General features: G+C 69.8%; 11 protein-coding genes. 7 read left to right on the plus strand and 4 right to left on the minus strand.

From position 1 onward, the window contains the following. The first annotated feature begins 91 nt into the window (after positions 1–91). Positions 92–1,288, plus strand: coding sequence for a PLP-dependent aspartate aminotransferase family protein (locus DEU37_RS10205; protein WP_121190586.1), 1,197 nt, complete (start codon positions 92–94; stop codon positions 1,286–1,288). A gap of 24 nt (positions 1,289–1,312) precedes the next feature. Here the strand turns inward: DEU37_RS10205 and DEU37_RS10210 are convergent, their stop codons facing one another. After that, complete coding sequence (locus DEU37_RS10210; protein ID WP_121190587.1) at positions 1,313–2,380, minus strand: hypothetical protein; 1,068 nt, start codon at positions 2,378–2,380, stop codon at positions 1,313–1,315. 107 nt (positions 2,381–2,487) lie between these two features. Beyond that, positions 2,488–3,618 carry a flavodoxin-dependent (E)-4-hydroxy-3-methylbut-2-enyl-diphosphate synthase gene (gene ispG, locus DEU37_RS10215; protein WP_121190734.1) on the minus strand — a complete coding sequence of 377 codons (1,131 nt, stop codon included), beginning with the start codon at positions 3,616–3,618 and terminating at the stop codon, positions 2,488–2,490. 230 nt (positions 3,619–3,848) lie between these two features. Here ispG and DEU37_RS10220 point away from each other — a divergent pair, with 230 nt between their 5' ends. Beyond that, the gene (locus DEU37_RS10220; RefSeq protein WP_121190588.1) at positions 3,849–5,768 is read left to right on the plus strand and encodes an anthranilate synthase family protein; all 1,920 of its coding nucleotides are present in this window, start codon (positions 3,849–3,851) and stop codon (positions 5,766–5,768) included. Position 5,769: 1 nt separating this feature from the next. On the opposite strand, the gene DEU37_RS10225 is transcribed toward DEU37_RS10220, so the two are convergent. Beyond that, complete coding sequence (locus tag DEU37_RS10225) at positions 5,770–7,080, minus strand: RIP metalloprotease (RefSeq protein ID WP_121190589.1); 1,311 nt, start codon at positions 7,078–7,080, stop codon at positions 5,770–5,772. Between the two features lie 83 nt (positions 7,081–7,163). Between DEU37_RS10225 and DEU37_RS10230 the strand changes: the two genes are divergently transcribed. From DEU37_RS10230 to pflA, 5 genes are all read left to right on the plus strand, one after another. Continuing rightward, positions 7,164–7,760, plus strand: coding sequence for a hypothetical protein (locus DEU37_RS10230; RefSeq protein WP_259457248.1), 597 nt, complete (start codon positions 7,164–7,166; stop codon positions 7,758–7,760). A gap of 89 nt (positions 7,761–7,849) precedes the next feature. Then, positions 7,850–8,545: a DUF1775 domain-containing protein gene (locus tag DEU37_RS10235; protein ID WP_121190591.1), complete on the plus strand. Its 696-nt coding sequence runs from the start codon at positions 7,850–7,852 to the stop codon at positions 8,543–8,545. Between the two features lie 128 nt (positions 8,546–8,673). After that, positions 8,674–10,311 (plus strand): Mur ligase family protein, encoded by a 1,638-nt coding sequence (locus tag DEU37_RS10240; RefSeq protein WP_121190592.1) that lies wholly within the window; start codon positions 8,674–8,676, stop codon positions 10,309–10,311. A 183-nt stretch (positions 10,312–10,494) separates the two neighbouring features. Beyond that, positions 10,495–12,756, plus strand: coding sequence for a formate C-acetyltransferase (gene pflB, locus DEU37_RS10245; RefSeq protein ID WP_121190593.1), 2,262 nt, complete (start codon positions 10,495–10,497; stop codon positions 12,754–12,756). 49 nt (positions 12,757–12,805) lie between these two features. Next, positions 12,806–13,744 (plus strand): pyruvate formate-lyase-activating protein, encoded by a 939-nt coding sequence (pflA, locus tag DEU37_RS10250; RefSeq protein ID WP_121190594.1) that lies wholly within the window; start codon positions 12,806–12,808, stop codon positions 13,742–13,744. Positions 13,745–13,884: 140 nt separating this feature from the next. Here the strand turns inward: pflA and DEU37_RS10255 are convergent, their stop codons facing one another. After that, the gene (locus DEU37_RS10255; RefSeq protein ID WP_121190595.1) at positions 13,885–14,967 is read right to left on the minus strand and encodes a 1-deoxy-D-xylulose-5-phosphate reductoisomerase; all 1,083 of its coding nucleotides are present in this window, start codon (positions 14,965–14,967) and stop codon (positions 13,885–13,887) included. Positions 14,968–14,976: the final 9 nt, after the last annotated feature.

Below are 14,976 nucleotides of genomic sequence, written 5' to 3' on the forward strand. Positions count from 1 at the left end.
CGGGTTGCTCAGTTCGGCACAATTTGATCAGGTGATTGCGGATTTCACAATCGCACCGAACCTCTGCCGCACTTTCCTCCATACTCGCGGCATGGACCATCTCGACACGCTCGCCGTGCACGCCGGACGCGCGGACTTCGCCTCCCTCGGCGTGCACACCCCGCCGCTCGATCTGTCGTCGACCTACCCGTTGCCCGACGTCGAGCGCGGCGGGGACTCGTACGAGGCGCTCGCGACCGGCGGAACGCCGATCCCCGGGGGCAGCCACGTGTACGCCCGCCTGTGGAACCCGACGGTGTCCCGCTTCGAGGAGGCCCTGGCCACGCTCGAAGCGGCAGAGGCCTCCGTGGCGTTCGCCTCCGGAATGGCGGCGCTGACGGCGGCGATCCTCTCGCACACGGTCTCGATCGGGCGTCCGCACGTCGTGGCGGTCCGACCGCTCTACGGCGGCAGTGATCACCTGCTGGCAAGCGGCCTGCTGGGTACGCAGGCGACCTTCTGCGGTCCGGACGAGGTCGGCGCATCCCTGCGCCCGGAGACCGGACTGGTCATCGTGGAGACGCCGGCGAACCCGACGCTCGAACTCGTCGACATCGCCGCCGTCGTCGCGCAGGCGAACGACGTTCCGGTCCTCGTCGACAACACGTTCGCCACGCCGGTCCTCCAGCAACCGCTCGCCCACGGCGCGACGATGTCGCTGCACAGCGCGACGAAATACCTCGGCGGCCACGGCGACGTCGTCGGAGGCGTCATCGCATGCGGCTCCGAGTGCGCCGCCGCACTCCGACGCGTACGAGCGATCACCGGCAGCATCCTCCACCCGCTCGCGGCGTACCTGCTGCATCGCGGCCTGCCGACCCTTCCCCTGCGCATGCGCGCGCAGCAGGAGACAGCCGCGCAGATCGCGCGGCGCCTCACCGGGGATGACGCGATCGCCGAGGTGTTCTACCCGGGCCTGCACGGCGATCCGATGGGGCTGCTCACCCGTCAACAGCACGGCACCGGCGCGATGGTGTCGCTCCGCCTGCGCGGAGGCTACGATGCCGCGGCGCGCGTCGCGGCATCCACGCGCCTGTTCACCCATGCCGTCTCGCTGGGCGGCGTGGACTCGCTGATCCAGCATCCGGCCGCCCTCACGCACCGCCCGGTCGCACCCGAGGCCCGGCCCGACGCCGACATCCTGCGCCTGTCGATCGGTCTCGAGCACGTCGACGATCTGTTCGACGACCTCACGCAGGCTCTGGCGCTCACCCGCGACGGGAAGCCGACGGCGACCACGGTGCACTGACGCGCCGGAGGCGATCGGCGATACTCACTCCTGGGCGAGAGCGGCGATCGCCCGCTCCGCGATGTCCGGAGCGATCTGCCCCGAACCGACGTGAACACGGATGAGGTTCGTCCCGTCGGTGGCGAGAACGTCATCGCCCCGTCCCGGGTCGCCCTTGAGGATGCGCAGCGCCTTCTGTGCGCCTGCCACGGTCGTGACCTCGCCGACCGCATCGTCCTGCGCGCTCCACATCCACGCCCCGCCCGGTTGAGAGGTCACCGAGACGATGTAGTGCGCACCCTCAGCCGCCCCGTCGCCGGTGCCGTACTGGCAGAACTGCTGCACCCCGGCGTACTCGAACACGTCGTCCTCGGCTTGGCGGGAGCCCTCCCAGTAGCCGGACCAATAGCCCTCGCCGAGCACCTCGGCGAGCTTCATCCGATCGCCGAGCTCGGCACACGCCACGATCGGCCACCGCTGCGCGGTCACCGTCGCCGGCACCGCCGCCGCGGCGGACGAGGCGTTCGCGGCGGCTGCCGCGATCAATGCCCTCAGGGTGTCGACGGGCGCCGCTTCGGACTCCCCCATCGGGGATGCCGTGGCGAGGAACCAGAGGTCGCCGGCGGTCACGCCGAGGCGACACACACGCGTGTCGTAGCTCCAGTCGCAGGTCGGCTCGGCGAGCGCTGCCACCGTCTGCGGGTCGGCGAGGGGCGCGGGAAGGGCGAGAACGTTCCACCAACGACCGTTGCCGCCCTGCTCCGTCCAGCCGCACGACAGACCTCCAGCCGTTCCCTCCGGGCCGGGCGTCTTGTCCGGGAAAGCGACGGTGTTGAACTGCTTCCGGTACTCGGCCCGCTGGACATCGGCATCGACGGTGTCCGCGCCGAGCACGGACGACCGCTGCGACGGGGAGAGCATCGTGTCGCACTCACCACCGAACGCCACCGTCCACACCGGCGGCGCAGGCGTGGGGCTGACCGTCACGACCTCCGTCGGCGACGTCGACGCGGTCGGCTCTCCCGACGCGGACATCGGCACGCATCCCGCGAACATCGCGACGGCGGTTACTGCGGTGGCGGCGAGCAGGCCGAATCGGATGCGAAGCGACATGCCACCATCGTGTCAGCCCGCGGCGGGACGGCGCGCTCCGCGGGACAACGATCTGATCACACCCATGCCGTCGACGGCATATCGCGCCGCCACGGAGCCTCCGGGCGTCAGACGGTGACGACCTGCGCCGTGCCGAGCGGGGCGTCGGGCCCCATCTCGTCCGCGATGCGGTTGGCCTCCTCGATGAGGGTGGCGACGATCTCGGCCTCGGGCACGGTCTTGATGACCTCGCCCTTCACGAAGATCTGGCCCTTGCCGTTGCCCGATGCGACGCCGAGGTCAGCCTCCCGCGCCTCACCCGGGCCGTTGACGACGCAGCCCATGACGGCGACGCGCAGTGGCACGGTCATGTCCTTGAGACCTTCGGTGACGTCGTTGGCGAGTGTGTACACGTCGACCTGCGCCCGCCCGCACGACGGGCACGAGACGATCTCGAGCTTGCGCTCGCGGAGGTTCAGCGACTGCAGGATCTGATGACCGACCTTGACTTCTTCCGCGGGCGGCGCCGACAGCGAGACGCGGATCGTGTCGCCGATGCCCTCGCCCAGAAGGATGCCGAAGGCGGTGGCGCTCTTGATCGTGCCCTGGAAGGCGGGACCGGCCTCGGTGACGCCGAGGTGCAGGGGCCAGTCGCCCCGCTCGGCGAGCATGCGATAGGCCTTCACCATCACGACCGGGTCGTTGTGCTTCACCGAGATCTTGAAGTCGTGGAAGTCATGCTCTTCGAACAGCGACGCCTCCCAGACCGCACTCTCCACGAGTGCTTCAGGGGTCGCCTTGCCGTACTTCTCCAGCAGCCGCTTGTCGAGCGAGCCGGCGTTCACCCCGATGCGCAGCGACACACCGGCATCCTTCGCCGCCTTCGCGATGGCGCCGACCTGGTCGTCGAACTTGCGGATGTTGCCCGGGTTCACCCGCACCGCGCCGCAACCGGCGTCGATCGCCTGGAAGACGTACTTGGGCTGGAAGTGGATGTCCGCGATGACGGGGATCTGACTCTTCTTCGCGATGATGTGCAGCACATCGGCGTCGTCCTGGCTGGGCACGGCCACGCGCACGATCTCGCAGCCTGATGCCGTCAGCTCGGCGATCTGCTGGAGGGTCGCGTTGATGTTCGTCGTCGGCGTCGTGGTCATCGACTGCACGCTCACGGGGGCGTCGCCACCGACGAGCACCTTCCCGACCTTGATCTGACGGCTCTTGCGGCGGGGGGCGAGGACGTCCGGCACACGCGGCATCCCGATGTTCACTGCTGGCACTGCACCAGACTACGCCGCGCACACTGCGCGGGGGCTGCGCGGCGATCGTCATCTCTCGTTCTGATATCGTGACCGCATGTTCGCGAACACCTCCTGGTGGCCCACCCCCTGAGGCGGTGTGCTCGCGACCCACGACACAGACCGCCCTCGAGGCGGTCTTTTCGTTCCCGGACGAACGCAGCCCGCCCGACCTGAAGAAAGGCCCGGCGATGACCCCGAGCCCCTCCCCGCTGGAGTCCGTGCTGCGCACGGGCCGTGCGTTCGCCCTGATCGCCCGGGAAGCCGACACCGTCGAGCTCCTCGTCGGCGAAGTGGTCGACGTCCCGCTGCTGGCCGACATCCCCCTGACCGACGCCGACGGTACCCCGCACGAGGTGCTCGCCCTCGTCCCCTACCGCCAGGTGGTCGAACGCGGCTTCTCGTGTCACGACGACGGCGCGCCCCTGCGCTGCCTCCTGGTCGACGAGCACGTGACGCTCGAGCGGGCCGCGCTGGTGTCGACGCTGCCGTCCGAGACCGTCCCGCTCACCGACGCCGGGTTCGATGTCAGCGATGACGAGTATGCGACGATCGTCCGCCGCGTCATCACCGACGAGATCGGCCGGGGCGAAGGAGCGAACTTTGTCATCCGCCGCGACTTCACGGCATCCGTCGACACCGACGCGCTCACCGCGGGACTCACCTGGTTCCGCGCCCTGCTGGAGCACGAACGCGGCGCCTACTGGACCTTCCTGGTGTCCACGCCCGGACACCTCGCGGTCGGCGCAAGCCCGGAGGCCCACGTCAGCGCGCAGAGCGGCGATGCCACGACCCCGGGCACCAGCGTCGTCACGATGAACCCGATCTCGGGCACCTTCCGCCACCCCGCCGGAGGTGCCACGGCCGAGACGCTCACCGCTTTCCTGTCGTCGACGAAGGAGACCGAGGAGCTCTTCATGGTCGTCGACGAGGAGCTCAAGATGATGAGCGCCGTCTGCAGCGACGGCGGACGCATCACCGGACCGCATCTGAAGGAGATGTCACGGCTCACCCACACGGAGTACATGCTCCGCGGCACGAGCACGATGGATCCGCGCGACATCCTGCGCGAGACGATGTTCGCCCCGACGGTCACCGGCTCACCGATGCAGAACGCCTGCACCGTCATCAAGCGGCATGAGCGCGAACCTCGCGGGTACTACTCCGGCGTCGCGGCGCTGTTCACCCCGACCCCCGATGGTCGTCACGATCTGGACGCGCCCATCCTCATCCGCACCGCCTATCTGGTCGACGGCACACTGCGCGTTCCGGTGGGCGCCACGCTCGTGCGTCATTCCGACCCCGACGGCGAGGTCGGAGAGACCCACGGCAAGGCGGCGGGTGTGCTGGGCGCCATCGGCGCGGTCGCGCGCGATGCCGCGCCCGCAGCGATCGCCGACGAGGACGCCCCGGCACCGGCGGCGCCACGGCTGGCCGACGACCCGGCGATCGCCGCCCTGCTCGCGGCGCGCAACGAGCGCCTCGCGCCCTTCTGGCTGAACCCGCAGCACACCGATGTCGTGGGCCCCTACGTCGGCCGAACGGCGGTGGTGGTGGATGCCGAGGACCGCTTCACCACGATGCTCGCGCACCAGCTGCGCCACCTCGGCTTCGCCACCTCGATCGTGCCGTGGAGCCGCGCCGCCGAAGAAGCCCACACTCTCGAGGCCGCCGACATCGTCGTGGCGGGTCCCGGTCCGGGCGACCCGCGGGACGACGACAGCGCCCGCATCCGCACCCTGCGCGACGTCGTCACGGGGCGCCTCGACGGCGGCCGAGCCCTGCTCGCAGTCTGCCTGAGCCACCAGATCCTCGCCGATCGACTCGGCCTGGACCTCGCTCCTCTGGCGGCACCGCACCAGGGCCTGCAGAAGACGGTGGACGTCTTCGGGGAGGCGTCGTCGATCGGGTTCTACAACACGTTCACCGCCCGCGTGAGCCCGGGAACCACGAGGCTCGGACAGACCGAGATCTCGGCTGATGCGGCATCCGGCGACGTCTACGCCCTGCGCGGAGCGGGCTACGCCTCGGTGCAGGGACACCTGGAGTCGATCCTCTCGCGCGACGGTCTCGCCACACTCGAGCGGTTGGTGAGCTGGGCGCTGGCCTGACTCAGCCGAAGATCTTGAGCGGATTCACGATGTCCGCGAGGATCAGGATGCCGCCCATCACGACGATCGCGATGACCACGACGAAGGTCACCGGAACGAGCTTCGTCGCATCGACGGCACGCGGCGGCGGACGGCGCCACAGCAGCGCCCAGGCACGCTTCAGCCCGTCCCAGAGGGCGATCACCACGTGGCCACCGTCCAGCGGCAGCAGCGGGATGAGGTTGAAGACGAACAGCGCCAGATTCAGCGAGCCCAGCAGGCCGAGAATGGTGGCCACGCGGTTGAGGATCGGCGCATCGGTAGCCGCAGCCTCGCCGGCGAGCCGGCCGACACCGACGACCGACAGCGGCCCGTTGGGGTCGCGCGGCGCTCCGGTGATCATGTCGGACGCCGTCTGGTAGACGCGTGCCGGCAGTTGCCCCATGATGCCGACGACCTGACCGGCCTGCTGCACCGCTGCGGCAGGCCCCGCCCACAGCGGCTGGTGCACATAGTCCGTCATCGCGGTCATTCCGACGAAGCCGACGTCGGCGGTGACGGTGGTGCCGTCGGGCCCCGCGATCTGACGCTGCGCGAGCAGCGGCGTGACCTGGAGGGTCTGCTCGACACCGTCGCGGCGGACGACGACGGCGATGGCGCGGTTGGGCGAGGCCTGGATGATCGCCGACGCCTCCTCGAACGTCTTCACCGACGTGCCGTCGACCGACACGATCACGTCACCGGGCTGGATGCCGGCCGCCGCGGCGGGTGAGACGGGATCGTCTGCCGCGCACGCGGTCTGGGTCGATCCTGCCGGCAGCACGCACTGGTTCACCGCGGCGATGGTGGTCGTCGCGGTCTGCACGCCGATGCCGCTGAAGACGATCGCGAACAGGAGCATCGCCAGCAGAAGGTTCATCACCGGGCCACCGAGCATGATGACGATCCGCCGCCACACGGGGAGTGCGTAGAAGGTTCCGGTGCGGTCCACACCGTCGAGGGTCTCCTCGTTGGCGGCCCGCGCATCCTGCACCATCGACGCGAAGAAGCCGGCGCGCGCCCGCGAGGCGGCCGTGGCCGGCACGTTCTGCGGGGCCGGCGGATACATACCCGCCATGGAGATGTAGCCGCCGAGCGGCAGGAGCTTCACGCCGTACTCCGTCTCACCGAACCGGCGAGACCACAGCGTCGGCCCGAGACCCACCATGTAGCGGCCCACCCGCACGCCGAAGAGCTTGGCGGGCACGAGATGCCCGACCTCGTGCAGAGCGATGGATGCCGCGAGCCCCACGACCAGCAGCACGACGCCGACGATGAAGGCGATGAGGGTCACGAGCCAAGAGGCTACCGGTCGCCGCTTTGAGTTTGCTCAGCCCTCGCGCGGCACGCCCCTTTCGGCGCCGGTAGGCTCATCAGGTGCCCCACCGATCGACGAGCCGCCGTGTGCGCGCCCTGCGCGGCACGACCGCAGCGGCGATCGCGACGACGATCGCCTCGACGGGGCACACGTTCGGCGGCGGACAGGCACCCCCGCTGTGGCTGATCGTGGCCGTCACCGTTCTCGCCTCACCCGTCGCCGTCGCTCTCGTCGGACGACGCCGGAGTCTCCTTCGGACGGCAGCGGCCATCGCGGCGGCGCAGATCGCACTGCACACGATGTTCGCCGTGATCGGCCCCGCTTCCCTCCCCGCCGCCGGCACCGGGCACGTGCACGGCGCGCTCTCGATCGGTCCGGCCGTTGCCGGCCCCGGACACTCCGCCGCCCACCTCAGCGTCGGGATGCTGCTCGCCCACGCCCTGGCGGCGGTCGTCACCATCGCGCTCGTGGCCTACGGCGAGCGGCTTCTGGCGGTTCTGGCCCGCGGCATCCGGCGCGTCCTGAACCGTACCCACTCGCCGGCACCGCAGAGCTTCCCGTGGGTCGTCATTCCCTCCCCCGGCCCGCGCGTCGCGCGTGCCGATGCCCACCTGTCCGTTCTCACTCGACGGGGTCCGCCGGCGTTCGCACGCTGAGCACCGCCGCATCTGCGGCACCCCGCGGCACCGCCGCACCCGTCATCGCGGCATCCGCCGCGCCACGAACGAACAGAAAGAGCACCCTGATGACTGTCACCCCTCCCTCCCGCCGCCGCGCACGCACGATCGCCGGCATCCTCGCCGGCGCCGCCCTCGTGCTTGCGGCCCCCCTCGCCGCATCGGCTCACGTGCACGTCACACCGGACGCCTCGGATGCCGGGTCGACCACACGCCTCGCGTTCTCGTTCAGCCACGGCTGCGAGGACTCGCCCACCACCGCGGTGAAGATCACCATCCCCCAGGGCATCGACGGCGTGAAGCCGGTGCTCGACGGCGCATGGAAGATCTCCCGCGAGCTGAACACGGATGGCATCCCGTCCTCCGTCACGTTCACGGCGATCACGCCGGTCGACTCCGGCGTAGCGGCCTCGGTCGCGCTCGATGTGATCTTCTCGTCGAGCGCCGCGAACACCTCGGTCGCCTTCCCCGTCCTGCAGACGTGCGAAACCGGGTCGACCGACTGGTCGGAGGTCGCCGCCGAGGGGCAGAGCGAAGACGATCTGAAAGCGCCTGCCCCCGTCGTCGCGGTCGGTGCTGTGTCGACCGGCTCGGGCGACCACGGGCATGCATCGACGAGCGACCACGATGGCGATGCGGATGCGCACTCCGCCGCCGCGGCCGGGTCGGAGGCCGACCCGGTCGCGCGTTGGTTGAGCGGTGGCGCCCTCGCCGCCGCAGTCGCCGCGCTCGTGGTCGCCCTCGTGCGCCGACGCCGCGCCTGAGCCGCGCACGGCTCAACCTGAGTCGAGGCCCGGTCGCCGCACGGTCGGCGGCCGGGCCCCGCTTCTCCATCGACCCGGTATCCTGGTCATAGCTTTCCCATAGATATATGCGAAAGCATGAAAGGACTATGACCTCGGACGCGGGCAGCAATCTTCCCCCCACACTCCGCCCTTCGCGCGCGCCCCATGTCTCGCTCGGCGATCTGGTGCACCGCTTCGGAGGCGAGCGGCGGGCGGGAGATGACGATGTCATCCTGTCCGGAGTGACGCTGTCGACCGATGACGTGCGTTCCGGCGATCTGTTCGGCGCGCTCCCCGGCCGCAATCATCACGGGGCGCACTTCGTCGAGACCGCCGTCGCGGCGGGCGCCGCCGCCGTGATCACCGACCCCGTCGGCGCGGACCTGTCGTCCAGCGCGGGCGTTCCGATCGTCGTGGTCGACGATCCGCGTGCCGTACTCGGCGAGATCTCGGCCTGGGTGTACGGCACGGATGAGAACCTGCCGATCATGCTCGGCGTCACGGGAACGAACGGCAAGACGAGCGTCGCGCATCTGCTGAAGGCGATTCTGGAGCAGCTGGGCGTCGTGGCGGGCCTGTCGTCGACCGCGGAGCGCCACATCGGCTCCGAAGTGATCACCTCGCGGCTGACGACGCCTGAGGCGACCGAGTTCCACGCCCTGCTGGCACACATGCGCGAGTGCGGAGTGGAGGCGGTGGCCGACGAGGTGAGCGCGCAGGCGCTGACACGTCACCGCGTCGACGGGATCGTCTTCGACGTCGCAGGCTTCACCAACCTGACACACGACCACCTCGACGATTTCGGCGACATGGGCACGTACTTCCGCGCGAAGCTGCCGCTGTTCACCCCCGAACGCAGCCGACGGGCCGTGGTGAGTCTCGACTCCGAGTACGGCGCCGAGGTCGTCGCCGCAGCGCGCGTGCCCACGACGTCGATCATCACCCCCACCCTGTCCGTCGCACCCGCCGTGGCCGACTGGACCGTGGAGATCATCGCGGAGCGACACCACGGCACCACCTTCACTCTTCACGGCCCCGACGGCCAGTCGCTGACGACGACCGTGCCGGTGATCGGCCCGCACATGGCGTCCAATGCAGCACTCGCGATCGTGATGCTCCGAGAAGCCGGCTACGAGTGGAGCCGGCTGGCCGACGCGCTCGACGGACGTCGGATCGCGGCGGCCGTCCCGGGGCGGACGCAGCGCGTGTCCGCCGACCACGGTCCAGCGGTCTACGTCGACTTCGGCCACTCCCCCGACGCGTTCGAGAAGACCCTCGCCGCTGTCCGGCGCGTGACCCCGGGACGCGTTCTGATGCTGTTCGGCGCCGACGGCGACCGCGACGCGACCAAGCGATTCGACATGGGACGCACCGCCGCACTCGGCAGCGACATCCTCATCATCACCGATCACCACCCGCGATACGAGAACCCCGACGACATCCGCGCCGAACTGCTCACCGGCGCTCGCGCCGCCGTGTCGGCCACGGAGATCATCGAGATCTCGCCGCCGGAGCGGGCGATCGTCGAGGCGATCTCGCGCGTCGGGGACGGCGACGCGATCCTCTGGGCAGGCCCGGGACACCAGGACTATCGCGACATCCGTGGCGCTCGCGTGCCGTACTCGGCCAGGGAGCTCGCGCGACGAGCCCTCGCCGCAGCCGGGTGGAACCCGCCCGCCCCGACGTGGGCGGTGCCCTATCCACCGGACTCCACCCCGGACTCCGATCCGACCCGGCCCGCCTGACGCGTGCGACACCCCGACACCCCTTGTGGACTGACCACAAGGGGTGTCCTGGTTTTCGGTGAGCGATTGTGGGCGACATCCATCGTCCCGTTGTGGTCTGACCACAAGCGCTACGCTGATCTCAACGACTCGCCCACGGATGGGTGGACGGGCCGCTCCCACGAGGATTTGAGGAAGCGAATCATGACTACCGTCACCCCCTCCGCACAGGACACGCAGCCCGCCGCCTGGAACGGTTTCACCGCCGGCCCTTGGCAGGACGCGATCGACGTGCGCGATTTCATCCAGCGCAACTACACCCCCTACCTCGGCGATGCGTCGTTCCTGACCGGCGCCACGGCGCGCACCACGCGCATCTGGAGCATCCTGTCGACGATGTTCCCCACCGAGCGCGAGAAGGGCATCTACGACGTCGACGCGCACACACCGGCGGGCATCACCGCGCACGGCCCCGGCTACATCGCGAAGGACGACGAGCTCATCGTCGGCCTGCAGACGGATGCCCCGCTGAAGCGCGCGATCATGCCCAACGGCGGCTGGCGCATGGTCGAGGGGGCTCTCGAGACCTACGGCTACGAGGTCGATCAGACGCTCAAAGAGATCTTCACGACCTATCGCAAGACCCACAACGAGGCCGTCTTCGACATCTACTCGCCGAACGTCCGCGCCGCCCGCAGCTCGCATGTCATCACCGGGCTCCCCGACGCCTACGGTCGCGGTCGCATCATCGGCGACTACCGCCGCGTCGCGCTGTACGGCGTCGACCAGCTGATCGCCGCGAAGAAGATCGACAAGCTCGGCCTGGACACGACGCCCTTCACCGAAGAGGTCGTGCGCATGCGCGAAGAGCACGCGGAGCAGATCCGCGCCCTCGGCGAGCTGAAGCAGATGGCCGCCGCGTACGGCGTCGACATCTCCGGGCCCGCGACCACGGCTCGTGAAGCGGTGCAGTGGCTCTACTTCGGCTACCTCGCTGCCGTGAAGGAGCAGAACGGCGCCGCGATGTCGCTCGGACGCACCTCGACGTTCCTCGACGTGTTCATCGAGCGCGACCTGGAAGCCGGCCTCATCACCGAGACCGAAGCGCAGGAGATCATCGACGACTTCGTCATCAAGCTGCGCATCGTGCGGTTCCTGCGCACGCCCGAGTACGACAGCCTCTTCTCCGGCGACCCGACGTGGGTGACCGAGACGATCGGCGGCATGGGCGAAGACGGTCGTCCCCTCGTGACGAAGAACTCCTTCCGGTTCCTGCAGACCCTGTACAACCTGGGTCCGGCGCCCGAGCCCAACATGACCGTGTTCTGGAGCCCCGAGCTGCCGCAGGGGTTCAAGGACTACTGCGCACGGGTGTCCATCGACACGTCGGCGGTGCAGTACGAGTCGGACGAGATCATCCGCCCCGCTTGGGGCGATGACGCCGCGATCGCCTGCTGCGTGAGCCCCATGCGCGTCGGCAAGCAGATGCAGTTCTTCGGTGCGCGCGTGAACCTCGCCAAGACGCTGCTCTACGCGATCAACGGCGGCCGCGACGAGGTCACCGGCAAGCAGGTCTCGCCGGTGACGGCACCGGTCAGCGACGGCCCGCTCGACTTCGACGACGTCATGGAGCGCTTCGACAAGACGATGGACTGGCTGGCCGAGACCTACGTCGAGGCCCTCAACTGCATCCACTGGTCGCACGACAAGTACGCGTACGAGCGCATCGAGATGGCCCTGCACGACAAGGACGTGCTGCGCACGATGGCCTGCGGAATCGCGGGACTGTCGGTCGCTGCGGACTCGCTGTCGGCCATCAAGTACGCCACCGTCACCCCCGTGCGCGACGAACGCGGCATCGTGGTCGACTACGTCACCGAGGGCGAGTTCCCGAGCTACGGCAACGACGACGACCGCGCCGACCAGATCGCTGTCGGCCTGGTGGAGAGCTTCATGTCGAAGATCCGCCGTCACCCGATGTACCGCAACGCCCTGCCCACGCAGTCGGTGCTCACGATCACCTCGAACGTCGTCTACGGCAAGGCGACGGGCAACACACCCGACGGTCGCCGCGCCGGAGAGCCGTTCGCCCCGGGCGCCAACCCCATGAACGGCCGCGACACCCACGGCATGCTCGCCTCGGCGCTGTCGGTCGCCAAGATCCCCTACGCGCAGTCGCAGGACGGCATCTCGCTGACCAACACCGTCGTCCCCAGCGGCCTCGGGCGCACCGTCGAGGAGCAGGTGCGCAACCTCGCCGGTCTGCTCGACGCCTACGTGGGCTCGCACGGCTATCACATGAACGTCAACGTGCTGAACCGCGAGACGCTCGAAGATGCCATGGAGCACCCGGAGAACTACCCGCAGCTGACCATCCGGGTCTCCGGCTACGCCGTGAACTTCGTCCGCCTCACGCGCGAGCAGCAGCTCGACGTGCTGTCGCGTACGTTCCACGGCTCCATGTGATCCGGATCCTCCGGCAGACGAACCGACACGCAGAGAGAAGCTGAGGACAATGGCCAAGGCGATGCTCCGTCGCCACCCGTGCAACGCGGTGCCGTCCACCCTTCCCGCACTCCCCGATGACGCGGTGCGCCTGGAGGTCCCCCTCCAGGCGCCCGCCCACCGGCGCACGGGCGCCGGCCTCGACGGGCTCGCGGTCTCGGATGTCGATCGTCATGAGCGACTGACCGCGATGCGCGAGGGCCGGCTCGGCTCCGTGCACTCGTGGGAGCTCGTCACCGCCGTGGACGGGCCGGGAACGCGGCTGACCACGTTCCTCAGCGGATGCCCGCTGCAGTGCCTCTACTGCCACAACCCCGACACCCTCGCGATGAAGGACGGTCAGCCCGTCACGAGCGATGAGCTGCTCACCCGCATCGCGCGCTACACCGCGGTTTTCCAGGCGACCGGGGGCGGCATCACCCTCTCCGGCGGCGAGGTGCTCATGCAGCCCGCCTTCGCAGCACGGATCCTGCGCGGTGCGAAGGAGCTCGGCATCCACACCGCCATCGACACGTCCGGCTACCTCGGCGCCGCGGCATCCGACGCCCTGCTGGACGACGTCGACCTCGTCCTGCTGGACGTCAAGAGCGGCAATCCCGAGACCTACCGCGAGGTGACGGGGCGCGAGCTCGAGCCCACGCTGGCATTCGGTCACCGTCTGGCCGCTCGGCCCGAGGGGCCCGAGGTGTGGATCCGCTTCGTCCTCGTTCCGGGCCTGACCGACGACGTCGACAACGTCGAGGCGGTCGCTGCGTACGCCGCGTCACTCAATGAGATCCGCCCCGGCACGGTCACCCGCGTCGAGGTGCTGCCGTTCCACCAGATGGGCCGAGACAAGTGGGACGCGCTCGGGCGCGACTACCGTCTGGCCGAGACCGACCCCCCCTCCGTCGACCTCGTCGACCGGGTCCGCGAGCAGTTCCGCGCTCACGGCCTGCTCACGTACTGACCGTTTCACCCTGCCCCCGGCCGCCGCTTCCCCCGCGGCCGCTCGCCCGGATCGTTCCCCGATCGGGCGCTGACCGGACCGCCCTCCCCATCCTCTGCGGGCGGTCCGGTCCTCTCCGTCGCGCGCGCGGGCGCCTCGCCTCAGCCGGCGGCAATAGCCTCGTCGGCGGCGGCGCGGGCCCAGCCCTCCGCGTCGACCAGCGCCCCGCGTGAGAGCACGGGCGGCGCGTCGTGCGCATCGACGATGCGCCGGACCGTGTCCAGGATGCCGGGAAAGCTCAGGCGTCCCGCGTGGAACGCATCGACCGCCTGTTCGTTGGCCGCGTTGAACACGGCGGGGTAGGTCGCGCCGGCGCGCCCCACCTGCTTGGCGAGGGCGACCGCCGGAAAGGCCTCCTCGTCGAGAGGCTCGAAGCTCCACGAGGCCGCCCGGGTCCAATCCAGCGGTGCCCCGACGCCGCCCACACGGTGGGGCCAGTCGAGGCCCAACGAGATCGGCAGCCGCATATCGGGCGGCGATGCCTGCGCGATGGTCGATCCGTCGATGAACTCGACCATCGAGTGCACGATCGACTGGGGATGAACGACGACGTCGATGCGGTCGTAATCGACGCCGAAAAGCAGGTGGGCTTCGATCACCTCGAGCCCCTTGTTGACCAAGGTCGCCGAGTTGGTGGTGACCACCCGACCCATATCCCAGGTCGGGTGCGCCAGCGCCTGGGCCGGAGTCACACCCTCGAGTTCGCCGCGGGAGCGACCGCGGAAGGGGCCGCCCGAGGCGGTCAGCACGAGCCTGCGCACCTCGTCGCTCGTGCCGGCGCGCAGGGCCTGCGCGATCGCGGAGTGCTCCGAGTCGACCGGGACGATCTGTCCCGGGGCCGCGATGGCGGTGACCAGATCGCCGCCGACGATGAGCGACTCCTTGTTGGCCAGCGCGAGCGTGCGTCCGGCTTCGAGCGCGGCCAGTGTCGGGCCGAGGCCTACCGATCCGGTGATGCCGTTGAGTACGACGTCGGCATCCACATCCCGCACGAGCTGTTCGGCCTCGTCGGCACCGAGCGCCGTGTGCTCGACCTGGAACTCGGCCGCCTGCGCGGCGACGCCCGCCGCGTCAGTTCCGGCGGCGAGTCCCACCACCTCGAACTGGTCGCGACGGGCGCGGATCACATCCAGAGCCTGGGTGCCGATGGAACCGGTCGAACCGAGGATCAGGATGCGCCGCATGCGGCCAGC

Origin of the sequence: Microbacterium sp. AG790, from assembly GCF_003634765.1 — a bacterium.
Classification (GTDB): Bacteria; Actinomycetota; Actinomycetes; order Actinomycetales; family Microbacteriaceae; genus Microbacterium.

What these genes read in the sequence shown, in the direction of transcription:
- pflA (WP_121190594.1), top strand. Translation starts at nt 12,806, where the DNA reads ATGGCCAAGGCGATGCTCCGTCGCCACCCGTGCAACGCGGTGCCGTCC.
- DEU37_RS10205 (WP_121190586.1), top strand. Translation starts at nt 92, where the DNA reads ATGGACCATCTCGACACGCTCGCCGTGCACGCCGGACGCGCGGACTTC.
- pflB (WP_121190593.1), top strand. Translation starts at nt 10,495, where the DNA reads ATGACTACCGTCACCCCCTCCGCACAGGACACGCAGCCCGCCGCCTGG.
- DEU37_RS10255 (WP_121190595.1), bottom strand. Translation starts at nt 14,967, where the DNA reads ATGCGGCGCATCCTGATCCTCGGTTCGACCGGTTCCATCGGCACCCAG.
- ispG (WP_121190734.1), bottom strand. Translation starts at nt 3,618, where the DNA reads ATGCCGCGTGTGCCGGACGTCCTCGCCCCCCGCCGCAAGAGCCGTCAG.
- DEU37_RS10240 (WP_121190592.1), top strand. Translation starts at nt 8,674, where the DNA reads ATGACCTCGGACGCGGGCAGCAATCTTCCCCCCACACTCCGCCCTTCG.
- DEU37_RS10235 (WP_121190591.1), top strand. Translation starts at nt 7,850, where the DNA reads ATGACTGTCACCCCTCCCTCCCGCCGCCGCGCACGCACGATCGCCGGC.
- DEU37_RS10220 (WP_121190588.1), top strand. Translation starts at nt 3,849, where the DNA reads ATGACCCCGAGCCCCTCCCCGCTGGAGTCCGTGCTGCGCACGGGCCGT.
- DEU37_RS10210 (WP_121190587.1), bottom strand. Translation starts at nt 2,380, where the DNA reads ATGTCGCTTCGCATCCGATTCGGCCTGCTCGCCGCCACCGCAGTAACC.